The following is a 23,704-nucleotide window of genomic DNA, read 5'->3' as shown; positions in this document are numbered from 1 at the left end:
CCTTTCTGACGGATGTTGGCAAAATCATCAAATGTTAGCTTGATACGCATCAGTAAACCGTTGCGTACCTTGCGCCCTTCCTATATCAGCTCAGCATGACGCCCACGGCAAACAGAAGATTGGTCAGCAGAGCGCCTTTGACGGTTTTTTCCAGCATCGGGCGCATGCTGAACGCGCTGCTTTCGCGCAGCACGTAAATGGCCTGTTTGAGCAGCAAAGGCAGCGTCAGGATAAACAGCCAGCCGGCCAGGCTGTGCAGATAGAGTATGGCGAACAGCCCGAGGCAAACCGGCGCCAGCAGCAGCAGCACGGTGTGATAGCAGCGGGCCTTTTGCGATCCCAGACGCACCGCCAGGGTATTTTTCCCGCTGATGCGGTCGTGGTCGATATCGCGCAGGTTGTTGATATTCAGCACCGCGGTGGCCAGCAGGCCGCAGGCGGTGGCCGGCAGCAGGACGATGCTGTCGAAATGGCCCGTTTGCAGGTAGTAGGAACCGGCCACGCTCAGCCAGCCAAAGAATATCAGCACCGAGATGTCGCCCAGCCCGATATAGCCGTAAGGCTTGTTGCCGACGGTATAGGTAATGGCGGCCAGAATAGCCAGTAATCCCAGGATCAGAAAGCCGATGATATCGGTTGGTTTTTCACAGGCGGCAATCACCAGCGACACGCCGGAAATAATGGTCAGGGCAACGGTCGCTATCAGCGCGTTTCTTAGCTGCGGCAGGGTAATGGCGCCGGTCTGGATCCCGCGCAGCGGACCGATACGCTCCGCAGTGTCGCTGCCTTTTACCGCATCCCCATAGTCATTCGCCAAATTGGACAGAATCTGCAGTAATCCGGCGGTAAGCAAAGCCAGTAAAGCGATCCCTGGCTTAAAACTGCTGTGCCAGCCTGCAATCGCCGAACCGGTGACGATAGAGGCGAAAGCTAATGGCAACGTCTTGGGACGCAAACTGTCCAGCCAGGCTTTGGTCTTGCTGTTATGGGTTGATAAGGTCATGGTGTGCTTCAATTTTTATTGTTTATGAATAATAAAAAGTTTTGGTAACGGTAGCGCCATAAACACAAACGGGAGGCCAGAGCCTCCCGTTTAACGGTTAACAGGACGTCCGTGAAAACGGATTATAAGATAAATCGGCTCAGATCTTCATCTGCTACTAATTCATCCAGGTGATTACGTACGTAATCTGCGTCAATGGTAACGTTTTGACCGCTCATTTCGCTGGCATCGTAAGAGATATCTTCAATCAAACGCTCCAGTACGGTATGCAGACGACGGGCGCCGATATTCTCGGTTCGCTCGTTGACTTGCCATGCCGCTTCCGCAATCCGCCGGATTCCGTCGGCGGAGAATTCGATGCTGACACCTTCCGTTGCCATCAATGCCTTGTATTGCTCGGTCAATGATGCGCTTGGCTCCGTCAGGATACGCTCAAAATCTTCCGTCGTCAGCGCCTGTAATTCAACGCGAATGGGTAAACGTCCCTGCAATTCCGGGATCAGGTCCGACGGACTGGCAACCTGGAACGCGCCGGAGGCGATAAACAGGATGTGATCGGTTTTGACCATACCGTGCTTGGTCGAAACGGTGCAGCCTTCCACCAGGGGCAGCAGGTCGCGCTGAACCCCTTCGCGGGACACGTCCGGGCCGGAGGTTTCGCCGCGCTTACAGATTTTGTCGATCTCATCGATAAACACGATGCCGTGCTGCTCGACGGACTCGATCGCCCGCTGCTTCAGCTCTTCCGGGTTAACCAGTTTGGCGGCTTCTTCTTCAACCAGCAGCTTAAAGGCTTCTTTGATTTTCACCTTGCGGGCTTTCTGTTTCTGCCCCGCCAGGTTCTGAAACATGGATTGCAGCTGGTTGGTCATCTCTTCCATGCCCGGCGGCGCCATGATTTCGACGCCGACCGGCGCGGCGGCCAGATCGATCTCGATTTCTTTATCGTCCAGTTGGCCTTCACGCAGCTTCTTGCGAAACGCCTGGCGCGTGGGCGAAGGTTCCTGATGCTCTTCAGGCTGTCCCCAGTTGTTTTTGGCCGGGGGGATCAGAACGTCAAGGATCCGCTCTTCCGCCAGCTCTTCGGCCCGATGACGGTTCTTCTCAATGGATTGCTGCCGCACCATTTTTATCGCCGAATCGGTCAAATCACGGATGATCGAGTCAACTTCCTTACCGACATAGCCGACTTCGGTAAATTTGGTGGCCTCAACCTTGATGAACGGCGCATTGGCCAGCTTGGCCAGACGGCGGGCGATTTCGGTCTTACCCACGCCGGTAGGGCCGATCATCAGAATATTTTTCGGCGTGACTTCATGGCGCAGAGCTTCTTCCAACTGCATGCGCCGCCAGCGGTTGCGCAGCGCGATGGCCACCGCTCGTTTGGCGTTGTGCTGACCGATGATATAGCTATCAAGTTCGCTGACTATCTCGCGCGGGGTCATTTCAGACATGGTTGATCCTTACGCCTTGGAGGCTAATTCTTCAATCGTGTGGAACTGGTTGGTGTAGATACAGATATCGCCGGCAATACCTAACGATTTCTCGACAATATCCCGTGCGCTTAACTCGGTATTTTCCAGCAACGCGCGAGCGGCGGCCTGAGCGTAAGGACCGCCGGAACCGATGGCGATCAAATCATTTTCCGGCTGCACGACATCGCCGTTGCCGGTAATAATCAGCGACGCATTTTCATCGGCCACGGCCAGCAACGCCTCCAGACGACGCAGCATACGGTCGGTACGCCAGTCCTTCGCCAGTTCCACCGCGGCTTTCACCAGATGGCCCTGATGCATTTCCAGCTTGCGCTCAAATAGCTCGAACAGTGTGAAGGCATCGGCCGTACCGCCGGCAAAGCCTGCGATAACGCGCTCGTTATACAGGCGGCGTACTTTACGCACGTTGCCTTTCATCACGGTATTTCCCAGCGTAGCCTGCCCATCGCCGCCAATGACCACATGGCCGTTGCGGCGTACACTTACAATTGTTGTCACGAGTAAGTCCCCGTTACCGAAAAAGAAGGCCCCCGCGTTCAGCGGGGCATATTGTTTTATAGATGGGGCAGGGTGTGGGGTTTTTCAACCCCCACTGGCAAGCGGGATACAGCTGGAAGTGCCGATCTCTCTGAGACGCTGCAGCATTTTGTCGGCGGCGGCGCGGTTGGAATAGGGGCCAAGCATGATGCGGTTCCACCCGCCGTTGGAGGTAATACGGCTTTCAATACCGGCAAAAGCCAGCTGCGCCCTTACCGACTCGGCCGGCTCCATGCTTTTGAATGACCCGCACTGCACAATCCAGCGTTGCGTTTTTTCCGCTTTAGGCGCCTGCGGCTGTTTGGCCGCTTCCTGCCTGGGCGCTGCCGGCGTCGCTGGCGGCGCCCGCGTGACCGGCGGCGTAACCGGCTGTGTTTGCGCCGGCGGGGTGATGGTGACCGCCGAGCGCGGCACCTGGGTCTGATCGTTGTAAGGCACCTCGGAGAGCTGCGTCGGCTGGCGGCGCATATCGGACTGCATCTGTTCCAGCAGTTGGCGTTGTTCGTCGGTCAGCTGTACCGGCGACCGGATTTCCCCCCCGGCGGAGGGTTCGGTCGGCGCAGGAACGCCAAGCTGACGGTTTTCCAGCTCTTTAATGTAACGCCAGCGTTCTTCCGGCTTAGGAGGCAACCCGTTCCCTTTCCCGGTACTTTGGCGTGGCAATACCGGCGACTCCTCCGGTGTGTTATGGGCGATAAAATACAACCCGCCGGCAAAGGTGACTAAAACGGCGACAGCCAACGCTATCATGGTCTTAGACGTTCCTGACGCGTTGCTTTTTCTCCGGCCGGTTGTCTTTTTCCGGCGGGTGCCCGAGCGCCCCCGGCTGACATAGTCTCTTTGTGCCACTGTCTTTTCGCTGTGAATTGAATAAAGTAATCAGGAGGACATGTTACTGAACCCTAAAATATTTGACCAGCACCAGAAGTCTTAAAGCCTGTTGCGGGAATAATTCAGCGCCGCGGTACTGTCGCGAATAACCAGTTCACTGGCCAGCAGCCGGGAGCCGGTGTGTACCCGGTGGCCGTGTAGCTGCTCTAGTAGCAGCAGCATCGCTTCGCGTCCGATCTGATAACGCGGTTGCGCCACCGTGGTCAATGGCGGCCAGCAGTACCGGGCTTGCTCGATATCGTCAAAACCGACCACGGATAGGTCGCGCGGTATATCCAGCCCGATTTTTTTGGCATGCGCAAGCACGCCAAGCGCCATGATGTCGTTATGACAAAAAATGGCGCTGGGAGGCTGTGGGTGTTTCATCAGCGCCGTTAAGCCGTTTGCCCCGGTTTCATAAGTAAAATCGCCGCGGATAATGTATTGGTTATCAATGGTGATGCCGCTGCGCCGCAACGCCTGAACATACCCCTGCAGGCGGTATTGGCTCAGGGGCATATGTTCCGGCCCGGCAATACAGGCGATACGCTGATGGCCCAACTGATGCAGATAGTGCACCGCCTCAAATGCGGCCGTCAGATTATCAATATGTACCGTCGGCAACTCCAGCTCCGGTGAAAACTCATTGGCCATCACCATCGGCGGCAGGCTGCGCTGCTCTTCTTTCCCGGCGTCGAACGGCAGGTCGGACCCCAGCAGCAGCATACCGTCAATCTGTTTGGTAATGATTAAATCGACAAAAGTTTTCTCTTTCTGCCGCTGGTGGGCGCAGTCGCCAATCAGTACCAGATAGCCGTGTTCGGCCGCGGTTTCTTCGATCCCTCTGAACAGCTCGGAAAAATAGGGATCGCAGATGTCCGGTACAATGGCCAGGATGGTTCGTGATTCATTGCGCCTGAGGTTTCGGACCAGGGAATGGGGCGAATATCCCACGGCAATAACCGCTTGTTCGACTTTCTTGCGTGTCGTCGCGGATACTTTTTCCGGATTCATCAAGGTACGCGATACGGTGGCGGTCGACACGCCGGCCTTGTCCGCCACGTCTTTCATCGTTGCCGTGGCGACTTCTTTTTTCTGCTCCAACGCTTTTCTCCTTGCGTCAGCGTAAACTGGCGCTATCAGCCAGGGTTATCTGATTTACCTTGCGGGCTGCGGTTTCCGGCCGTCATTTATCAATGGCGGTACGCAATGACGATGTTTTTCAGAATACCGCCTCCGCGCACAGTCTTAACAGATTGAGCGCAATTTTTATTGCTTAATTTGCATAGAAACTGTGACAGATGTCAGTTTCTCGACGCGGTTCGCAACCACGGCGGCGGATGCGCTAACTGTCCGTTGGATCAACGTCCAGCACCCACTTTACCTTGCGCGACTGCGGCAGCGTGCCGATCAACGGTATTGAGGTTCTGACCAGGCGTTGCAACAACGCTCTTGAGGGATGCTGCAGCAGCAACTGCCAGCGGAAGCGGCCCGCGCGTTTGGGCTGCAATGCCGGCACCGGACCAAGCAGCCAGAGCGATTCGTCGCGCAGCGGGCTGCTCTCCAGCAGGTTCCTCAGCTGTTGCAGGAACAGCGACGCCTGCTGATTATCATGGTCGTCGGCGCGAAACAGGATGTGGCTGGTGTAGGGCGGCAGAAAAACGCTTTGTCTCTCTTTTAACGTTTGGCTGGCGAAGGCGTCGTAGCCCTGTTGCAGCAGGATTTGCAATAAAGGATGCTCAGGATGATGGGTCTGCAACACCACTTCTCCCGCCTTTCCCGCCCGGCCGGCGCGCCCTGAAACCTGGGTATAGAGTTGGGCGAAACGCTCGGCGGCGCGAAAATCGGCGGAGAACAGCGAGCTGTCGACATCCAGCAGCGCGACCAGCGTTACATTGGGAAAGTGGTGGCCTTTCGCCAGCATCTGCGTACCGATAAGGATGCGGGCGCCGCCCTGTCTGACCTGGGAAAGCTGCTGTTCCAGCGCCCCCTTGCGGCTGGTGGTATCGCGATCGATGCGCGTTATCGGTATGCCCGCAAACAGCGGTTCCAGTACCTGTTCCAGCCGCTCCGTCCCCATTCCCACCGGCACCAGATTGGTGGAGCCGCATTGCGGGCACTGATGCGGCACCGGGCGGTGGCTGTCGCAATGATGGCAACTGAGTATCTGCTGATGCTGGTGCAGGGTGTAATAGTGATCGCAGCGCGGGCACTCCGCAATCCAGCCGCACTCGTGGCACATCACCACCGGGGCGAAGCCGCGGCGGTTGAGGAACAAAATCACCTGATTATCCTGCGCCAGATGATGGCGGATGCGGGCGATAAGCGGTTGCGATAACCCGGCGGTAAGCGGCTGACCCTTTAGATCAAGCAGGTGCTGGCTGGCCAGCCTGGCGTTTCCCGGCCGTTTACTGAGCTTCAACTGCCGGTATTTGCCCGTCTGGACGTTATACAGCGTTTCCAGCGCCGGGGTGGCCGTGCCCATGACGATGGGAATATTTTCCTCTCTGGCGCGGAATACCGCCAGGTCGCGCGCATGATAACGCCAGCCTTCCTGCTGTTTGTATGAGCTGTCGTGCTCCTCGTCGATGACGATCAGGCCCAGCCGGGCAAAGGGGGTAAACAGGGCCGAACGGGTGCCGATGACGATGGCCGTCTCGCCCGCGCGGGCGCTCAGCCAGACGGCAAGCCGTTCGCTGTCATTGAGGCCGGAATGCAGCACGTCGACCGGCGCATTGAAACGCTCGCGAAAGCGGGCGATGGTCTGCGGCGTCAGGCCGATCTCCGGCACCAGGACCAAGGCCTGTTTGCCCTGCGCCAATACGTTCTCCAGCACGCTGAGATACACTTCCGTTTTTCCCGAGCCGGTAATCCCCGCCAGCAGCCAGGCGGCAAAGTGCTGGTCTTCGCTGCGAATCGCCCCGACGGCGGTGGCCTGTTCGGTATTCAGACGCAGGCGCTCGGTGGAGATGCTGAAATCTTTACGCCAGTCGCGCACCGTTTGTCTGGCGGCGGTTAAATCGCACAGTCCCTTTTTGCGCAGGGTCTGCAGCGCGGCTTCCGTCAGGCCGGTTTCGCTCACCTGATGGCGGTAAAGCGGCGCCTGAAGCAACGCCGCCATCGTCTGCTGCTGTTTCGGCGCGCGCTTCAGCGCGTCCAGCGGGGTCGCCTTGCCCTGTTCCGTGGCGAACCATTGCCACAGCGGCGCGCGGTGCGCCGGCTTGCCCTGGCGCAGCAAGATGGGTAAGGCATGGAACAGCACTTCCCCGATCGGGTAGTGATAGTAGTCCACCGCCCACAGCAGAATGCGCCACAGGCTGGGGGGAAACAGCGGCTGCTCGTCGAGTACGGCATGCAGCGGTTTTAGCTGCGCCAACGGCAGTTCGCTGGATTCGCTGAGGGCGGCGATAATACCGATGGCCTTGCGGTTGCCGAAAGAGACGCTGACGCGCACGCCAACCTGAGGCTTAACGCCCGCGGGGAGTATATAATCGAATGTTCGTGCTAATGGCACGGGGAGCGCGACCTGAGCGACAGACATGACTTCTCCGGCAGGGTTCAGAAAATGGCGATTTTAACCAACCGCGGCATGGGCGTGAAATAATACCAGGCGCTAGTGTACATGCTGCGCACGATAATGTGTGGATGCGATTGCATCGGCTGGTTGGATTCTGTATGATTCGCCGCCATTATACTGCGTGGTATAATGGTTGATTGACTCAACTTCTTACTCAACTTTCGTGTGGTGTCTGGCGGAACAGGGCTGGATAGCGACACGGCCTTAACAGAGGTTTCCCATGAAAAAAGGTATTCACCCGAATTATGCAGAAGTTACGGCAACGTGCTCTTGCGGTAACGTCATCAAAACCCATTCTACCGTGGGTCACGACCTGAACCTGGACGTCTGTGGCGAATGCCACCCGTTCTACACCGGTAAGCAGCGTGATGTTGCAACGGGTGGTCGTGTCGATCGCTTCAACAAGCGTTTCAGCGTACCGGGCAGTAAAAAATAAGCGTTACCGGTCGGCTGTAAGACAACAAAGGCACCCCAGGGTGCCTTTGTTGGTTTATCACCCGCCGGTACGACTTCTCATAACAACGTCCCGCCCGACCATCAATATTCCCAGGTATCCGGGTCGATCCCCATCTCCCGCATGATGATTTTGGCCGCTTCCGGAATTTCGTCGCTGCGCTCTTTACGAAGATCCTGATCGTTTGGCAACGGCTGGCCGGTGAATGCGTGCAAAAAAGCCTCGCACAGCAGTTCGCTGTTGGTGGCGTGACGCAGGTTATTAACCTGACGCCGGGTCCGCTCGTCAGTCAGTATCTTCAATACTTTCAGCGGAATAGAGACAGTAATTTTTTTAACCTGTTCGCTTTTTTTACCGTGTTCAGCGTAAGGGCTGACATACTCGCCGTTCCACTCAGCCATGGGATACCTTAAAATTAATCGTGATGAAGACAGAATCTGTCATGAAATAGCACAATTCTAGCGGTTATTATGCTGATGCTCAATCTATACGCAAAGAAGTTTAGAAGTCTAGATGTATTGACGGCTAACTCAACTGGGTTTACTCTTTAGTTCCTACTTTCAGCTTCCAGCCAGGAAAAGAGCAGATGACGCGTAAACAGGCTACCATCGCAGTGCGCAGCGGATTAAATAATGACGAGCAATACGGCTGCGTTGTCCCCCCCATTCATCTTTCCAGTACCTATAACTTCACCGGATTTAATCAGCCAAGAGCGCACGACTACTCTCGCCGGGGCAACCCTACCCGCGATGTCGTTCAGCGCGCGCTGGCCGAACTGGAAGGCGGTGCGGACGCGGTGATGACCAGCAGCGGCATGTCGGCCATTATGCTGGTGTGCACGGTCTTTCTTCGTCCCGGCGATCTGCTGGTTGCGCCGCATGATTGCTACGGCGGCAGCTACCGCCTGTTCGACAGCCTGAACAAACGCGGCGCCTTTCGCGTCAGGTTTGTCGACCAGGGGGATGAAGCGGCGCTCAACGCGGCGCTGGAAGAGAAACCCAAACTGGTGCTGGTGGAAAGCCCCAGCAATCCTCTGCTGCGGGTGGTGGATATCGCGGCCATTTGCCAGGCGGCGCGAGCGGCGGGGGCCGTCAGTGTGGTGGATAACACCTTCCTGAGCCCCGCCTTGCAGCAACCGCTGGCGCTGGGCGCGGATCTGGTGGTTCACTCCTGTACCAAGTATCTGAACGGCCATTCCGACGTGGTCGCCGGGGCGGTGATTGCCCGCGATAGGGAAACGGCGACGGAGCTGGCCTGGTGGGCGAACAATATTGGCGTCACCGGCGCGGCGTTTGACAGCTATCTGCTGCTGCGCGGTCTGCGCACTCTGTCTCCGCGTATGGCCGCTGCGCAGAAAAATGCGCTACAGTTGGTGGAGTATTTACAGCAACAGCCACTGGTGAAAAAATTATTTCACCCTTCACTGCCGCAGAATCCCGGCCATGAGATTGCCCGCCGCCAGCAATCCGGGTTTGGCGCCATGCTCAGTTTTGAGCTGGACGGCGATGAAGATACCCTGCGCCGTTTCCTGGAATCGCTGGAGTTCTTTACCCTGGCGGAGTCGCTGGGCGGAGTGGAAAGCCTGATTTCCCATGCGGCGACGATGACGCATGCCGGTATGGCGCCGGAAGCGCGCGCCGCCGCCGGGATTTCTGAAACGTTACTGCGTATTTCAACCGGTATTGAAGATGGCGACGATCTGGTTGCCGATCTGGATCGCGCATTTCAGGCCGCAGCGAAGAGGTAAGAATGAGTGCATCAGGAGTAGCGGGAACCTTAACCGGGCGGCAGCTGCATAAGTTTGGCGGCAGCAGTCTGGCTGACGTGAAGTGTTACCAGCGCGTTGCCGGAATTATGGCCGAGCACAGCCACCCCGGCGATTTGATGGTGGTTTCCGCCGCCGGCGGCACCACTAACCAGCTCATCAGCTGGCTAAAGCTGAGTCAAAGCGATCGGCTTTCCGCGCATCAGGTTCAGCAGGCGCTGCGTCGCTATCAAAGCGACTTGATTGCCGGGCTGCTGCCTCCTGACGCGGCCGAGCCGCTGACCACCCAGCTTATCCGCGATCTGGAACGGTTGGCCGCGCTGCTGGATGGCAATATCACCGACGCCGTATATGCCGAAGTCGTCGGCCACGGCGAGATCTGGTCGGCCCGTCTGATGTCCGCGCTGCTTAACCAGCTGGATATGCAATCTTCCTGGCTGGATGCGCGTGACTTTCTGCGCGCCGAGCGGGCGGCGCAGCCCCAGGTGGACGAGGGCCGCTCCTGGCCGCTGCTGCAACAGTGTCTGGCGCAGCACGCCGGTCAGCGCCTGGTGGTCACCGGTTTTATCTGCCGTAACGAGGCGGGCGAATCGGTGCTGCTGGGGCGCAACGGCAGCGACTATTCCGCCACCCAGATCGGCGCCTTGGCGGGCGTTGAACGCGTGACCATCTGGAGCGACGTCGCCGGGGTGTATAGCGCCGACCCGCGCAAAGTCAAAGATGCCTGCCTGCTGCCGCTGTTACGGCTGGATGAAGCCAGCGAACTGGCGCGCCTGGCCGCGCCGGTGCTGCATACCCGCACCTTGCAGCCGGTATCCGGCAGTGATATCGATCTGCAACTGCGCTGCAGTTATCAGCCTGAACAGGGTTCTACGCGTATTGAGCGCGTGCTGGCGTCCGGCACTGGCGCCAAAATCGTCACCAGCCACGACGACGTCTGTCTGATTGACGTTCAGGTGCCGACGGAACACGACTTCCCGCTGCTACAGAAAGAGATCGAACAATTGCTGAATCGCGCGCAGATAAAACCGCTGGCGGTCGGCGTTCACCACGATCGTAATCTGCTGCAGTTGTGCTATACCTCCGAGGTGGTGGACAGCGCCTGGAAATTACTCAACCAGGCCGCTTTGCCCGTGCAGTTGAGCATGCGCGAAGATCTGGTGCTGGTGGCGATGGTGGGGGCCGGCGTCTGCAAGAATCCGCTACACAGCCACCGTTTCTACCAACAGCTGAAAGATCAGCCGACGGAGTTTATCTGGCATTCCGAAGATAACATCAGCCTGGTGGCGGTGTTGCGCGTCGGGCCGACGGAACACCTGATCCGCGGGTTGCATCACTCGCTGTTCCGCGCCGAAAAACGCATCGGCCTGGTGCTGTTCGGCAAAGGGAATATCGGTTCCCGCTGGCTGGAGCTGTTTGCCCGCGAGCAAACGAATATTTCCGCCCGCACCGGCTTTGAGTTTGTTCTCGCCGGGGTGGTGGACAGCACCCGCAGTCTGCTGAATTACGACGGTCTGGATGCCAGCAGGGCGTTGGCCTTTTTCGACGATGAAGCGCAGGAGCGTGACGGCGAAGATCTGTTCCTGTGGATGCGCGCCCACCCGTTTGATGATTTGGTGGTGCTGGATGTGACCGCCAGCGAATCGGTCGCTGATTTGTATCTTGATTTCGCCAGCTACGGTTTTCATGTGATTAGCGCCAATAAGCTGGCGGGGGCTTCCGGCGGCAATAACTATCGCCAGATCCGCGACGCTTTCGCCAAAACGGGCCGCCACTGGTTATATAACGCCACCGTCGGCGCCGGTTTGCCGGTGAACTTCGCCGTGCGGGATCTGCGGGAAAGCGGCGACGCTATTCTGTCCATCAGCGGTATTTTCTCCGGCACGCTGTCGTGGCTGTTCCTGCAATTCGACGGTACGGTCCCGTTTACCGAGCTGGTGGATCAGGCCTGTCAGCAAGGGCTGACGGAACCGGATCCGCGCGTTGATCTGTCCGGGCAGGACGTGATGCGCAAGCTGGTGATCCTGGCTCGCGAGGCCGGGTATGAAATCGAACCAAGCCAGGTGCGTGTTGAATCGCTGGTGCCGGCTGGCTGTGAACAAGGTTCCGTCGATCAATTCTTTGAGAACGGCGAACCGCTGAACGAGCAGATGTTGCAGAGGCTGGAAGCCGCTCAGGAGATGGGGCTGGTGCTGCGGCACGTCGCCCGTTTTGACAGTAACGGCAAAGCGCGCGTCGGCGTTGAGGCCGTCCGGCCCGATCACCCGCTGGCATCATTATTGCCGTGCGATAATGTGTTCGCCATCGAAAGCCGCTGGTATCGGGATAACCCGCTGGTGATCCGCGGTCCGGGAGCCGGACGGGATGTGACCGCCGGAGCCATCCAGTCGGATTTAAATCGTCTGGCGCAACTGCTTTAAAATGAATGCTGACGGTCGGCAACGCGTGTTTCGGCACCGTTGCGCCGTCGCCCGCCTGTTACGTTTTGCCGCATCATGAATTTCTCTCATATTACATGAGTAATCATCACCGCCTCCGGTGGTTAAAAACGTTGACTCATCAGGCGGATTGCGTCATTTTTTATATAGACGTCTAAACGTATAGACGTTTATGAATGATAACAATAGCAACGGTTGATGGGGTAGCAGGATGAGTTTTTTTCACGCAAATCAGCGGGAAGCGCTGAATCAAAGCCTGGCGGAATTGCAGGGACAGATTAATGTTTCATTTGAATTTTTCCCACCGCGCACCAGTGAGATGGAAGAAACGCTGTGGAACTCCATTGACCGTCTGAGCAGCCTTAAACCGAAGTTCGTTTCCGTTACCTACGGGGCGAATTCAGGTGAACGCGATCGTACTCACAGCATCATCAAGACGATTAAAGAACGCACCGGGTTGGAAGCGGCTCCCCATCTTACCTGTATCGATGCTTCCCGCGACCATCTGCGCGAAATCGCCCAGGATTACTGGCGGAGCGGTATTCGTCATATCGTCGCGCTGCGCGGTGATTTGCCGGCCGGCGGCGGTAAACCCGACATGTATGCGGCCGATCTGGTCTCTCTGTTAAAAGAAGTCGGCGACTTTGATATTTCCGTCGCCGCCTATCCTGAAGTGCATCCGGAAGCAAAAAGCGCCCAGGCTGATCTGATCAATCTGAAGCGTAAAATTGACGCCGGCGCCAACCGGGCGATCACCCAGTTCTTTTTTGATGTGGAAAGCTACCTGCGTTTTCGCGATCGCTGTGTTTCAACCGGTATTGACGTCGAGATCGTTCCCGGCATTCTGCCGGTTTCCAATTTCAGGCAATTGCAGCGTTTCGCCACCATGACCAATGTTCGCGTGCCGAACTGGATGACGGCAATGTTCGACGGCCTGGATAACGATCCAGAGACGCGCAAAATGGTCGGCGCCGCCATTGCCATGGATATGGTGAAAATCCTCAGTCGTGAAGGGGTAAAAGACTTCCACTTCTACACCCTCAACCGTGCTGAACTGAGCTACGCGATTTGCCATACTCTGGGCGTGCGCCCTGCCGTAGTCTGATCGGCAGCGCTAGAAACCCCGCCGCCGCGGGGTTTGAGGTTGCTGACAAAGTCGCCTGCAAGTCGGCGATACCCGGGCCTACCGTACCGAGGGGCGCTCCGGCGGCTTACGCCGCTACGGCCCCTCGCCACGCTCTCCCTAATAACGAGCTTTGTCAATGGTCTGAAACCCCGCCGCCGCGGGGTTTTCGATCTTATTGCTCAAGCTTCGCCATCTTCCCCATCAAGTCGCCGGATAAAACCGCCCTCTGTTTCTGCGGCATTCAACGCCGGGTTTTTCATCGGCATATTGGCGAATTCTCTATTCCCACTGCGGAGGAATACGATATTGTCTGCGTATCGATCCGCTTTCCGGCATTCATCACAAATGTGTCGTTAACCGGGAGACACAAAATGCTATCAACGCCAAATTGCTTGAATACGCCCGTTAACTCGTTATAGCGTGGCAGATGGCTGAAAGCGCAGGCTGATAAACATGGACTCGACCTATTAATAGTAAAGATGTTGTTTTACTTAGGTAGAAATAAATAGATAAGCGCGGTGAGATATATTGTTCATTTTGGTTATTGATAGTAAATGTCTATCGTTGTTATTCTATCTATCGTTGTTTGCTATCACAATAAGGAGAATAATAAATGAATATTCGGGATCTGGAGTATCTGGTGGCGTTAGCGGAACATCGTCATTTTCGGCGTGCCGCGGATTCTTGCCACGTTAGTCAGCCAACGCTCAGTGGACAAATCCGCAAGCTGGAAGATGAGTTAGGCGTTATGCTGCTGGAGCGGACCAGTAGAAAGGTGCTGTTTACTCAGGCGGGTTTATTGCTGGTTGAACAGGCGCGCACCGTATTACGCGAAGTCAAGGTATTGAAAGAGATGGCCAGCCAGCAGGGAGAAACCATGTCAGGGCCGCTGCATATCGGCCTGATCCCGACGGTGGGACCTTACCTGTTGCCGCAAATCATTCCCATGCTGCACCGCACCTTCCCCAAGCTTGAAATGTATCTGCATGAAGCACAGACCAATCAGCTGTTGGCACAGTTGGACAGCGGCAAGCTGGATTGCGCCATTTTGGCGTTGGTGAAAGAGTCTGAAGCCTTTATCGAAGTCCCCTTGTTTGACGAACCGATGAGACTAGCGATTTATCAGGGGCATCCCTGGGCCAACCGCGAGCAGGTGGCGATGGCCGACCTGTCCGGAGAGAAATTGCTGATGCTGGAAGACGGACACTGCCTGCGCGATCAGGCGTTGGGGTTCTGTTTCCAGGCCGGAGCGGACGAGGACACGCATTTTCGCGCCACCAGTCTGGAAACGCTGCGCAATATGGTGGCGGCGGGCAGCGGCATCACGTTATTGCCGGCGCTGGCGGTGCCCCATGAACGTGAGCGTGACGGCGTCTGCTATCTGCCCTGCTACAAACCGGAACCGAAGCGCACCGTCGCTCTGGTTTACCGCCCCGGCTCGCCGCTGCGCGGGCGCTACGAGCAACTGGCCGATACCATCCGCGAGCATATGCAGGTCCACATGGAAACCGCATCAGAACAGGCGGTTTAACCCATTTAGCGCGGCAACCCGGTAGGCTTCCGCCATGGTTGGGTAATTGAAGGTGGTATTAATGAAGTATTCGATAGTATTACCTTCACCTTTCTGCTCCATAATCGCTTGCCCGATATGAATAATCTCCGCCGCGCGCTCACCGAAACAGTGAATGCCCAGAATCTGTTTCGTCTCGCGGTGGAATAAGATCTTCAGGCTTCCCACGTTCATGCCGACAATCTGCGCGCGCGCCAGGTGTTTGAACTGCGCCCGCCCCACCTCATAGGGAACTTTCATTGCCGTGAGTTGCTGCTCGGTTTTCCCCACGGAGCTGATTTCAGGAATGGTGTAAATCCCGGTGGGAATATCTTCGATCAAATGGGCGTTGGCATCGCCTTTGATGATGGCCTGTGCGGCGAGGCGGCCCTGATCGTAAGCCGCGGAAGCCAGACTGGGGTAGCCAATAACGTCGCCGACGGCGTAAATATGCGCCAGCTCGGTCTGGTACAGGCTGTTGACGTTAAGTTGTCCGCGGCTGTCGGTACTCAGGCCGATCTGTTCCAGACCGAGCGTTTCGGTATTGCCGGTGCGGCCGTTGGCGTACAGCAGACAATCAGCCTTCATCTTTTTACCGGACTTGAGGTTGACGATAACGCCGTCTTCCACCCCCTCAATGCTTTCAAACTCTTCGTTATGGCGGATCACCACGCCGTTATTCCAGAAGTGATAGGACAGGGCGTCCGACATCTCCTGATCGAGGAAAGCCAGCAGGCGATCGCGGGTATTGATAAGATCAACCTTGACGTTAAGGCCGCGGAAAATGGACGCGTACTCACAGCCAATCACCCCGGCGCCATAGATAATCACATGTCTGGGTTCGTGGTCGAGTTGCAGGATGGAGTCGCTGTCGTAAATGCGGGGGTGGTCAAAATCGACCGCTGCGGGGTGGTAAGGGCGTGAGCCGCTGGCAATGATGATATTGGCCGCGGTCAGCGTGTCGTGGGTATTGTCGGGATAATGCACCGCAAGGGTATGGGCGTCGATAAAGCGGGCCTCGCCGGAGAACAACTCGCACTGGTTACGTTCATAAAACCCCTGGCGCATCTGGGTTTGCTGGCCGATTACGCTGTCGGCGTGGCGCAGGATATCGGAAAAGGAGGAACTGATAATGCGGGCGTTATCGCTGTAGAGCGGGTTCTGGTTAAATTCAATAATACGGCTGACGGCATGGCGAAGCGCTTTGGAAGGGATGGTTCCCCAATGGGTGCAACCGCCGCCAACATTATAGTGCCGTTCAATCACCGCTATTTTGGCGCCCTGTTTGGACAATCCCATGGCGGCGCCTTCGCCCCCCGGGCCGGAACCGATAACGATGGCATCATAATCGAATTGCTGTTGTAGGGTCATAATCGGATAACCTGTTTGTACAAAACAATAACGTGATTGTAACACCTCCCGTGAGGGATCCCAATCACCCCGGTATTATCACATTTTTAATATGGCAAACTTTGTCCCGCTATATTGACAATAAAGTTTGCTATAGTGCCTTTCTGGAAAGGAGAGCAGATGATTTGGGCAGGATAATGGGTGTCAGAGCACAACAAAAAGAACGGACGCGTCGTTCCCTTATCGAGGCGGCGTTCAGCCAGTTAAGCGCTGAGCGCAGTTTTGCCAGCCTGAGTTTACGTGAAGTCGCCCGGGAAGCCGGTATCGCGCCGACCTCTTTTTACCGCCACTTCCGTGACGTGGATGAACTGGGGCTGACGATGGTGGATGAAAGCGGGCTAATGCTGCGCCAACTGATGCGTCAGGCGCGGCAGCGCATTGCCAAAAGCGGCAGCGTAATAAAAACCTCTGTCTCGACCTTTATGGAATTTATTGGCAATAACCCGAATGCTTTCAGATTGTTACTGCGTGAGCGCTCAGGCACTTCCGCTGCTTTCCGTGCCGCGGTCGCGCGTGAGATTCAGCATTTTATCGCCGAACTGGCGGATTATCTGGAAGTTGAAAATCATATCCCGCGCAGTTTTGCGGAAGCGCAGTCGGAAGCGATGGTGACCATCGTTTTCAGCGCCGGGGCGGAAGCGCTGGATGTCGGTCCGGAACGGCGAAGACAGCTGGAAGAGCGATTGGTATTGCAACTGCGCATGATTTCCAAAGGCGCCTATTACTGGTACCGCAAAGAGCAGGACAATCGTTCGGGCGCAGGGTGAATTTTAGATATATACAGGTATGAGAAGAGAAAAGGCATGACAGAACAATCCTATCATCGGGAAAAAGGTACGCTGCTCCTGGCGCTGGCCGCGGGCCTGTCGGTTAATGGCTCATTCGCCGCGTTGTTTAGCGCCACCGTTCCCTTTTCGATATTCCCACTGCTTGCGCTGATTTTATCCGTCTATTGCCTGCACCAGCGCTATATGAACCACAGCATGTCCGAGGGCACGCCTCTGCTGGCGGCGGCCTGTTTTCTGCTGGGGTTGCTGCTTTACAGCGCCATTGTCCGCGTCGAGTACCCCGCCATCGGCTCAAACTTCGTGCCCTCGATTCTCTGCGTGGCATTGGTATTCTGGATCGGCTTGAAGCTGAAGGCCCGAAAATCCGTCAAAGAGAGCGATACTCCCGAAGCATAAGGCGCCACTGCCGCTGCGACACAGGCTACCGATGCCGCTCCAGCAGCACCCCGCACTCCATGTGATGGGTGTAGGGAAACTGGTCAAACAGCGCCAGCCGGCTGATTTGATGCGTTTCCGTCAGCGTTTGCAGATTATCACACAGCGTTTCCGGGTTGCAGGAAATATAGAGAATGCGCGGATAAGCCTGCGCCAGCGTGACCGTTTCCACGTCCAGCCCGCCGCGCGGGGGATCGACGAAAATGGTTTCGCAGCGATAGCCCGTCAGGTCGATGCCCTGTAAGCGCTTGAATTGACGCACGCCGTTGATGGCCTGGGTAAATTCTTCCGCCGCCATACGAATAATCTGTACGTTATCAATATGATTGGCCGCAATGTTGTATTGCGCGGCCGCCACCGAGGGCTTGGCGATTTCCGTCGCCAGCACGCGATCGAAATTGCGCGCCAGCGCCAGTGAGAAGTTGCCGTTGCCGCAGTACAGTTCCAGCAAATCCCCTGTTGAATCTTGCGTTGCGTCCAGCGCCCACTCCAGCATATGGATATTCACCGCCGCGTTGGGCTGGGTGAAGCTGTTTTCAACCTGACGGTAAATCATCTCGCGCCCGGCGACGGGCAGGCATTCGTCAACGTAATCCCGCTCCAGGCAAATCTTGGTTTTGGTCGCCCGGCCAATCAGCTGCAGCGCAAACCCCTGCGCGCGCAACGCATCGCGCAGGGCGACGGCATGCCGCCGCCACTCTTCATCCAGTGGACGGTGATAGAGCAGGGAAACCACCGCCTCGCCGCTCAGCGTCGACAGGTAGTCAATCTGGAACAGCTTGCGCCGCAGGACAGGATTGGGGCGCAGCGCCTCGATCAATGCCGGCATCAGCCGGTTTATCAGTTCACTGGCCGCGGGAAAGCTATCGACGCGAATACGCTGTTTGGTCTGCTGATCAAACATGATGTGATAGATATCGTCACCGTCGTGCCAGATACGAAACTCGGCGCGCATGCGGTAATGCTGAACGGGCGAGCGGAAAACCACTGGCTCAGGCGCCCCGAACGGCGCCATCATCCCGCGCAGACGTTCAGTTTTCTGAGCAAGCTGGTCGTCGTATCGATCAATGGGCAGGCATTCTGGCGTCATGGTTTTCTCGTCTTAACGGCATCTAAAAGGACTTTATTGGCCGGGAATTGTAGGGAATCCGGCCGGGATGTCCAGTTTTGTCGCGCGATCGCCCGGCAATGGAAATGGCAGTCTAGACATCTGCATAAGGCGATCGTAGCATGATTGTCCGGCCTCGCAGCATGAGTTAAAAGGGAATCCAGTGCAAATCTGGAGCTGACGCGCAGCGGTAAGGGTAGCCCGGACGATAGCATATATGCAGACACTGTCATTAATGATGGGAAGTCATCGTCCTATTGTTGTTACGAATAGCTGTCGGAAACAAAAGTAACAACGGCCCCAAGCCCGAAGACCTGCCGGTATAACGTCGCAACGACCATGATCATCGCGTGCTATTCATCATGGTAATGCGGCATCCTTATATATGGTTTGGATGCTCGACTCATGTTTAATAAAACCATGCTGCTGACAGCGCTCTCTGTCACAGCTTTTTCCGCCTGGGCGCAAGACAATAATTCACAGCAAGAGAATGCCGATGAACTGATCGTTACGGCGAACCGGTTCTCTCAGCCCGTTTCCTCCGTTCTCGCTCCAATCGATATCGTTACCCGTGACGATATCGAGCGTTGGCAGGCGAAAAGCCTGACTGATGTAATGCGTCGTCTGCCCGGGGTGGATATTGCGCAGAATGGGGGGCGCGGGCAGTCAAGTTCAATGTTTATCCGCGGGACCAATTCAAGCCATGTACTTGTCTTGATTGACGGTATTCGTATGGCTTCTCCGGGTGTTACCGGTAGTGTGGATTTCAATCAGATTCCGCTGTCATTGATCCAGCGTATCGAGTACATCCGCGGACCTCGCTCAGCCGTTTATGGCTCTGACGCCATCGGGGGAGTCATCAACATTATTACCGAACACGGCCAGGACGGCGGAAGGTTAAACGCCGGCTATGGTTCACATGCTTACCAAAACTATGACGGCGCCGTGCGCGGGCATGTGGGCGACGATACTATCGTCAGCGTGGCGGGAAGTTATGAAGCAACCCGTGGATTCAATGTGTATCCTTCCTCGCCGTCGATAATTGATAGGGATAACGATGGCTATCGCAGCAAATCCTTCTGGGGCATGCTTGAGCAGCGTTTTTCCGAGAACGCCTCCGGCTTTTTCCGTGCTTATGGCTATGATAACAATACGGATTATGACCTCGCCTCCGCCTATCCGGGTAATGATAAGCGTTATTTGAATACGCGAAATTATGATGCCGGATTGAAATTTAACGAGGGAATATATTCCGGTCAGTTAATCGCCAGTTACCAAACGTATGACGACCTGAATTTCAACGATTTAATCGGGAAATATAACGGCACGATTACGCAGATTGAACAACGTAGCCTGCAGTGGGGCAATGTGTTCAATCTCGGAAACGGCAGCTTGAGCGTCGGGGCTGACTGGCGTAATGAACGGGCTCAACCGGGTGGCACATCCGCATATACGCGAGCCCAGAGTCGCGATAACACCGGTGTATATCTTACTACTCAGCAACAGTTTGGTTCCGTAACGCTGGAAGGTTCGGTTCGGGGCGATGACAATCAACAGTATGGCCGACACGGTACCTGGCAGACAGGTGCGGCATGGGAGTTTGTTGAAGGCTATCGGGTTATCGGTTCTTATGGTACAGCGTTTAAAGCACCAACGTTTGACAAGATATATGACACGGCGTACTCGCAAGGAAACGCCAATTTATCGCCTGAAGAAAGCAAACAGTGGGGAATTGGGCTGGAGGGGCTGAGCGGTCCTGTGAACTGGCGCGTTTTCGGATATCGTAATGAAGTTGATAATCTCATCAACTATCGCTCCATCAGCGCGACAACGGGCACATACGACAATATTGGCAAAGCGGTGATGACGGGAGCGGAATTTACCGCGACCTACGATACAGAGTGGTTGTCGCATAATGTCACTCTGGAATATCTGGACGCCAAGGATAAAACCACCAACAAAGCGTTGGCCCGACGCGCTCACAAGAAGGCAAAATACGAGCTTTCCACTACGTGGGACAAGGTAAATTGGTCTCTGACATGGATATATCAGGGTTCGCGTCCCGATACCAATTATGATGTTTTTCCCGCTCAACCCGTAACGCTGGGAGGGTATAGTACGTGGGATCTCGCCGCCTCATATCCCGTCACCTCTCAGCTAACGGTTCGTGGTAGAATCGCCAACCTGTTTGATAAAGATTATGAGACGGCATATGGCTACCGTACGGCAGGGCGAGAATACTATCTCACCGGAAGTTATATCTTCTGACCTGCCATCCCGTCCCACGGTTCTGGTGTTTGACTCCGGCGTGGGCGGGCTGTCTATTTATGATGAGATCCGGCAGTTATTGCCGGATCTCCACTATATCTACGCATTTGATAACGAGGCTTTTCCCTACGGCGAAAAACCGCAGCAGTTTATTATCGAGCGCGTCGTCAAGATTGTTAGCGCCATTCAGCAGCACCACCAGCTGTCGCTGGTGGTGATTGCCTGCAACACCGCAAGCACCATTTCTCTTCCTGCCTTGCGTGAACGTTTCACTTTTCCGGTGGTAGGGGTGGTGCCGGCAATTAAGCCCGCGGCGAAGCTAACGCGTAACGGCGTTGTCGGCCTGCTGGCAACCCGCGCCACCGTGCAGCGCTCCTATACCCATGAACTGATTGCCCGCTTTGCAAATGATTGCCGGATATTATCACTCGGCTCTGCTGAACTGGTTGAACTGGCCGAGGCAAAGTTGCAGGGGGAAACCATCGCGACCGAAGATCTGCAAAAAATCTTGCGGCCATGGCTGCGGCTGGCGGAACCGCCAGACACGGTGGTGCTGGGGTGTACGCATTTTCCTTTATTAGCGCAGGAACTGCGCCTGGCGCTGCCGGATGGCACCCGGCTGGTGGATTCGGGTTCGGCCATTGCCAGAAGAACGGCATGGCTGGTCGCCAATTTTGAACCGGCGCACCTTTCAACGGAAAAGAATCTGGTTTATTGCCTGGCGATTACGCCGAAAGTTGCCACGCTCTGGCCGGTATTACAGCGTTATGGGTTCTATTCGCTGGAAAAACTACCGCTTTAATACGGTTATGGGTAAATAGTAGGCGCTTGATTATTTTTTTGCATTTAGCCCTTGTAAGCCGCTGAGAACGCCCTATAATGCGCCTCCACTGACAGGGCAACGGCGGCAACGCGGTTGTGATGACGGTAGGAAGCCAGGCAATAATCACTTGACTTCACAGCGGAATTGCATAACATATGCGGCCCGCGCCACAGCGTAACGTGGCACTGCTCTTTAACAATTTAATCAGACAATCTGTGTGGGCACTCACAAGACGATATCCGCAAACGATATAAAAAGTCTTGAAGAGTGACTGACAGTAAATTCATTACGAATAAACAGTTATAAATTCTTTGAGCATGCTATTAACTTAGCGAATCAAACAAATCTTAAATTGAAGAGTTTGATCATGGCTCAGATTGAACGCTGGCGGCAGGCCTAACACATGCAAGTCGAGCGGTAGCACAGGGGAGCTTGCTCCTTGGGTGACGAGCGGCGGACGGGTGAGTAATGTCTGGGAAACTGCCTGATGGAGGGGGATAACTACTGGAAACGGTAGCTAATACCGCATAACCTCGCAAGAGCAAAGTGGGGGACCTTATGGCCTCACGCCATCGGATGTGCCCAGATGGGATTAGCTGGTAGGTGGGGTAAAGGCTCACCTAGGCGACGATCCCTAGCTGGTCTGAGAGGATGACCAGCCACACTGGAACTGAGACACGGTCCAGACTCCTACGGGAGGCAGCAGTGGGGAATATTGCACAATGGGGGAAACCCTGATGCAGCCATGCCGCGTGTGTGAAGAAGGCCTTCGGGTTGTAAAGCACTTTCAGCGGGGAGGAAGGCAACAAGCTTAATAATCTTGTTGATTGACGTTACCCGCAGAAGAAGCACCGGCTAACTCCGTGCCAGCAGCCGCGGTAATACGGAGGGTGCAAGCGTTAATCGGAATGACTGGGCGTAAAGCGCACGCAGGCGGTCTGTTAAGTTGGATGTGAAATCCCCGGGCTTAACCTGGGAACTGCATTCAAAACTGACAGGCTAGAGTCTCGTAGAGGGGGGTAGAATTCCAGGTGTAGCGGTGAAATGCGTAGAGATCTGGAGGAATACCGGTGGCGAAGGCGGCCCCCTGGACGAAGACTGACGCTCAGGTGCGAAAGCGTGGGGAGCAAACAGGATTAGATACCCTGGTAGTCCACGCCGTAAACGATGTCGACTTGGAGGCTGTGGTCTTGAACCGTGGCTTCCGGAGCTAACGCGTTAAGTCGACCGCCTGGGGAGTACGGCCGCAAGGTTAAAACTCAAATGAATTGACGGGGGCCCGCACAAGCGGTGGAGCATGTGGTTTAATTCGATGCAACGCGAAGAACCTTACCTACTCTTGACATCCTCAGAAGAGACTGGAGACAGTCTTGTGCCTTCGGGAACTGAGAGACAGGTGCTGCATGGCTGTCGTCAGCTCGTGTTGTGAAATGTTGGGTTAAGTCCCGCAACGAGCGCAACCCTTATCCTTTGTTGCCAGCGATTCGGTCGGGAACTCAAAGGAGACTGCCGGTGATAAACCGGAGGAAGGTGGGGATGACGTCAAGTCATCATGGCCCTTACGAGTAGGGCTACACACGTGCTACAATGGCGCATACAAAGAGAAGCGAACTTGCGAGAGTAAGCGGACCTCATAAAGTGCGTCGTAGTCCGGATTGGAGTCTGCAACTCGACTCCATGAAGTCGGAATCGCTAGTAATCGTAGATCAGAATGCTACGGTGAATACGTTCCCGGGCCTTGTACACACCGCCCGTCACACCATGGGAGTGGGTTGCAAAAGAAGTAGGTAGCTTAACCTTAGGGGGGGCGCTTACCACTTTGTGATTCATGACTGGGGTGAAGTCGTAACAAGGTAACCGTAGGGGAACCTGCGGTTGGATCACCTCCTTAAACTGAAGTGAGATATTGGAAGGTGCAGTGTCCACAACAGATTGTCTGATGAAAATAACGAGCAAGGCATTACCTCAAGGTGAGGGCGGCGACAGCTAAGCAGGTCGCTTGATTGTGTTGTGTAAACATCGCGCCCTTACCCGAAATTATCGAATCATTGATTCGA

General features: G+C 55.7%; 18 protein-coding genes, 1 rRNA gene, 1 pseudogene and 1 riboswitch. Of the genes and pseudogenes, 10 read left to right on the top strand and 10 right to left on the bottom strand.

All coding sequences use genetic code 11. From position 1 onward, the window contains the following. Window positions 1-85: 85 nt before the first annotated feature. From EH206_RS21365 to priA, 6 genes are all read right to left on the bottom strand, one after another. Window positions 86-1,003: a 1,4-dihydroxy-2-naphthoate polyprenyltransferase gene (locus EH206_RS21365; protein ID WP_009114844.1), complete on the bottom strand. Its 918-nt coding sequence runs from the start codon at window positions 1,001-1,003 to the stop codon at window positions 86-88. Window positions 1,004-1,125: 122 nt separating this feature from the next. Next, window positions 1,126-2,457: an ATP-dependent protease ATPase subunit HslU gene (gene hslU, locus EH206_RS21360; protein ID WP_009114843.1), complete on the bottom strand. Its 1,332-nt coding sequence runs from the start codon at window positions 2,455-2,457 to the stop codon at window positions 1,126-1,128. A 9-nt stretch (window positions 2,458-2,466) separates the two neighbouring features. Beyond that, window positions 2,467-2,997, bottom strand: coding sequence for an ATP-dependent protease subunit HslV (gene hslV / locus EH206_RS21355; RefSeq protein WP_009114842.1), 531 nt, complete (start codon window positions 2,995-2,997; stop codon window positions 2,467-2,469). A gap of 84 nt (window positions 2,998-3,081) precedes the next feature. After that, complete coding sequence (ftsN, locus tag EH206_RS21350; RefSeq protein ID WP_009114841.1) at window positions 3,082-3,885, bottom strand: cell division protein FtsN; 804 nt, start codon at window positions 3,883-3,885, stop codon at window positions 3,082-3,084. 81 nt (window positions 3,886-3,966) lie between these two features. Then, entirely contained in the window at window positions 3,967-5,010 is a 1,044-nt protein-coding gene (gene cytR / locus EH206_RS21345; protein WP_136163910.1) for a DNA-binding transcriptional regulator CytR, read from the bottom strand. 241 nt (window positions 5,011-5,251) lie between these two features. After that, window positions 5,252-7,447 carry a primosomal protein N' gene (priA, locus tag EH206_RS21340; RefSeq protein WP_009114839.1) on the bottom strand — a complete coding sequence of 732 codons (2,196 nt, stop codon included), beginning with the start codon at window positions 7,445-7,447 and terminating at the stop codon, window positions 5,252-5,254. A gap of 256 nt (window positions 7,448-7,703) precedes the next feature. On the opposite strand from priA, the gene rpmE reads away from it, so the two are divergent. Then, window positions 7,704-7,919 (top strand): 50S ribosomal protein L31, encoded by a 216-nt coding sequence (gene rpmE, locus EH206_RS21335; RefSeq protein ID WP_009114838.1) that lies wholly within the window; start codon window positions 7,704-7,706, stop codon window positions 7,917-7,919. Between the two features lie 101 nt (window positions 7,920-8,020). On the opposite strand, the gene metJ is transcribed toward rpmE, so the two are convergent. After that, window positions 8,021-8,338 carry a met regulon transcriptional regulator MetJ gene (metJ, locus tag EH206_RS21330; RefSeq protein ID WP_009114837.1) on the bottom strand — a complete coding sequence of 106 codons (318 nt, stop codon included), beginning with the start codon at window positions 8,336-8,338 and terminating at the stop codon, window positions 8,021-8,023. 185 nt (window positions 8,339-8,523) lie between these two features. Here metJ and metB point away from each other — a divergent pair, with 185 nt between their 5' ends. The 3 genes from metB (at window position 8,524) to metF (ending at window position 13,245) form a co-directional block, all read left to right on the top strand. Then, a complete protein-coding gene (gene metB, locus EH206_RS21325) occupies window positions 8,524-9,684 on the top strand; it encodes a cystathionine gamma-synthase (protein ID WP_009114836.1) in 1,161 nt (386 codons plus the stop codon). Window positions 9,685-9,686: 2 nt separating this feature from the next. Next, window positions 9,687-12,122, top strand: coding sequence for a bifunctional aspartate kinase/homoserine dehydrogenase II (locus EH206_RS21320; protein ID WP_009114835.1), 2,436 nt, complete (start codon window positions 9,687-9,689; stop codon window positions 12,120-12,122). Between the two features lie 229 nt (window positions 12,123-12,351). After that, window positions 12,352-13,245, top strand: a complete 894-nt coding sequence (metF, locus tag EH206_RS21315; protein WP_009114834.1) for a methylenetetrahydrofolate reductase — start codon at window positions 12,352-12,354, stop codon at window positions 13,243-13,245. 293 nt (window positions 13,246-13,538) lie between these two features. On the opposite strand, the pseudogene EH206_RS21310 reads toward metF, so the two are convergent. Beyond that, window positions 13,539-13,708: pseudogene (locus tag EH206_RS21310) on the bottom strand (glutathione peroxidase); the annotation flags it as partial. Window positions 13,709-13,879: 171 nt separating this feature from the next. Here EH206_RS21310 and oxyR point away from each other — a divergent pair. Then, the gene (gene oxyR, locus EH206_RS21305) at window positions 13,880-14,797 is read left to right on the top strand and encodes a DNA-binding transcriptional regulator OxyR (protein WP_009114833.1); all 918 of its coding nucleotides are present in this window, start codon (window positions 13,880-13,882) and stop codon (window positions 14,795-14,797) included. On the opposite strand, the gene sthA is transcribed toward oxyR, so the two are convergent. Next, window positions 14,780-16,186, bottom strand: a complete 1,407-nt coding sequence (sthA, locus tag EH206_RS21300) for a Si-specific NAD(P)(+) transhydrogenase (RefSeq protein ID WP_009114832.1) — start codon at window positions 16,184-16,186, stop codon at window positions 14,780-14,782. The two genes, oxyR and sthA, sit on opposite strands and share 18 nt — an antisense overlap. Before the next feature lie 173 nt (window positions 16,187-16,359). Here sthA and fabR point away from each other — a divergent pair, with 173 nt between their 5' ends. After that, the gene (fabR, locus tag EH206_RS21295) at window positions 16,360-16,992 is read left to right on the top strand and encodes an HTH-type transcriptional repressor FabR (protein WP_168709103.1); all 633 of its coding nucleotides are present in this window, start codon (window positions 16,360-16,362) and stop codon (window positions 16,990-16,992) included. Window positions 16,993-17,028: 36 nt separating this feature from the next. After that, window positions 17,029-17,409, top strand: coding sequence for a YijD family membrane protein (locus EH206_RS21290; protein ID WP_009114830.1), 381 nt, complete (start codon window positions 17,029-17,031; stop codon window positions 17,407-17,409). A 25-nt stretch (window positions 17,410-17,434) separates the two neighbouring features. Here EH206_RS21290 and trmA read toward each other — a convergent pair whose 3' ends face one another. Beyond that, window positions 17,435-18,538, bottom strand: coding sequence for a tRNA (uridine(54)-C5)-methyltransferase TrmA (gene trmA / locus EH206_RS21285; RefSeq protein ID WP_009114829.1), 1,104 nt, complete (start codon window positions 18,536-18,538; stop codon window positions 17,435-17,437). A 132-nt stretch (window positions 18,539-18,670) separates the two neighbouring features. Continuing rightward, a riboswitch (cobalamin riboswitch) is annotated at window positions 18,671-18,892 on the top strand. Between the two features lie 69 nt (window positions 18,893-18,961). On the opposite strand from trmA, the gene btuB reads away from it, so the two are divergent. From btuB to EH206_RS21270, 3 genes are all read left to right on the top strand, one after another. Continuing rightward, window positions 18,962-20,824, top strand: a complete 1,863-nt coding sequence (btuB, locus tag EH206_RS21280; protein WP_009114828.1) for a TonB-dependent vitamin B12 receptor BtuB — start codon at window positions 18,962-18,964, stop codon at window positions 20,822-20,824. Continuing rightward, entirely contained in the window at window positions 20,769-21,626 is an 858-nt protein-coding gene (murI, locus tag EH206_RS21275) for a glutamate racemase (RefSeq protein WP_009114827.1), read from the top strand. Before btuB ends, murI begins: the two co-directional genes overlap by 56 nt. Window positions 21,627-21,996: 370 nt before the next feature. Next, a 16S ribosomal RNA gene (locus EH206_RS21270) occupies window positions 21,997-23,538 on the top strand. Window positions 23,539-23,704: the final 166 nt, after the last annotated feature.

It is taken from the genome of Brenneria nigrifluens DSM 30175 = ATCC 13028 (assembly GCF_005484965.1).
Classification (GTDB): Bacteria; Pseudomonadota; Gammaproteobacteria; order Enterobacterales; family Enterobacteriaceae; genus Brenneria; species Brenneria nigrifluens.
The sequence above is the reverse complement of the archived record's forward strand: the minus strand, read 5'-3'. Positions and strand labels throughout refer to the sequence as shown.

What these genes read in the sequence shown, in the direction of transcription:
- EH206_RS21365 (WP_009114844.1), bottom strand. Translation starts at nt 1,003, where the DNA reads ATGACCTTATCAACCCATAACAGCAAGACCAAAGCCTGGCTGGACAGT.
- hslU (WP_009114843.1), bottom strand. Translation starts at nt 2,457, where the DNA reads ATGTCTGAAATGACCCCGCGCGAGATAGTCAGCGAACTTGATAGCTAT.
- rpmE (WP_009114838.1), top strand. Translation starts at nt 7,704, where the DNA reads ATGAAAAAAGGTATTCACCCGAATTATGCAGAAGTTACGGCAACGTGC.
- murI (WP_009114827.1), top strand. Translation starts at nt 20,769, where the DNA reads ATGGCTACCGTACGGCAGGGCGAGAATACTATCTCACCGGAAGTTATA.
- EH206_RS21290 (WP_009114830.1), top strand. Translation starts at nt 17,029, where the DNA reads ATGACAGAACAATCCTATCATCGGGAAAAAGGTACGCTGCTCCTGGCG.
- trmA (WP_009114829.1), bottom strand. Translation starts at nt 18,538, where the DNA reads ATGACGCCAGAATGCCTGCCCATTGATCGATACGACGACCAGCTTGCT.
- sthA (WP_009114832.1), bottom strand. Translation starts at nt 16,186, where the DNA reads ATGACCCTACAACAGCAATTCGATTATGATGCCATCGTTATCGGTTCC.
- oxyR (WP_009114833.1), top strand. Translation starts at nt 13,880, where the DNA reads ATGAATATTCGGGATCTGGAGTATCTGGTGGCGTTAGCGGAACATCGT.
- btuB (WP_009114828.1), top strand. Translation starts at nt 18,962, where the DNA reads ATGTTTAATAAAACCATGCTGCTGACAGCGCTCTCTGTCACAGCTTTT.
- metB (WP_009114836.1), top strand. Translation starts at nt 8,524, where the DNA reads ATGACGCGTAAACAGGCTACCATCGCAGTGCGCAGCGGATTAAATAAT.
- metF (WP_009114834.1), top strand. Translation starts at nt 12,352, where the DNA reads ATGAGTTTTTTTCACGCAAATCAGCGGGAAGCGCTGAATCAAAGCCTG.
- EH206_RS21320 (WP_009114835.1), top strand. Translation starts at nt 9,687, where the DNA reads ATGAGTGCATCAGGAGTAGCGGGAACCTTAACCGGGCGGCAGCTGCAT.
- metJ (WP_009114837.1), bottom strand. Translation starts at nt 8,338, where the DNA reads ATGGCTGAGTGGAACGGCGAGTATGTCAGCCCTTACGCTGAACACGGT.
- priA (WP_009114839.1), bottom strand. Translation starts at nt 7,447, where the DNA reads ATGTCTGTCGCTCAGGTCGCGCTCCCCGTGCCATTAGCACGAACATTC.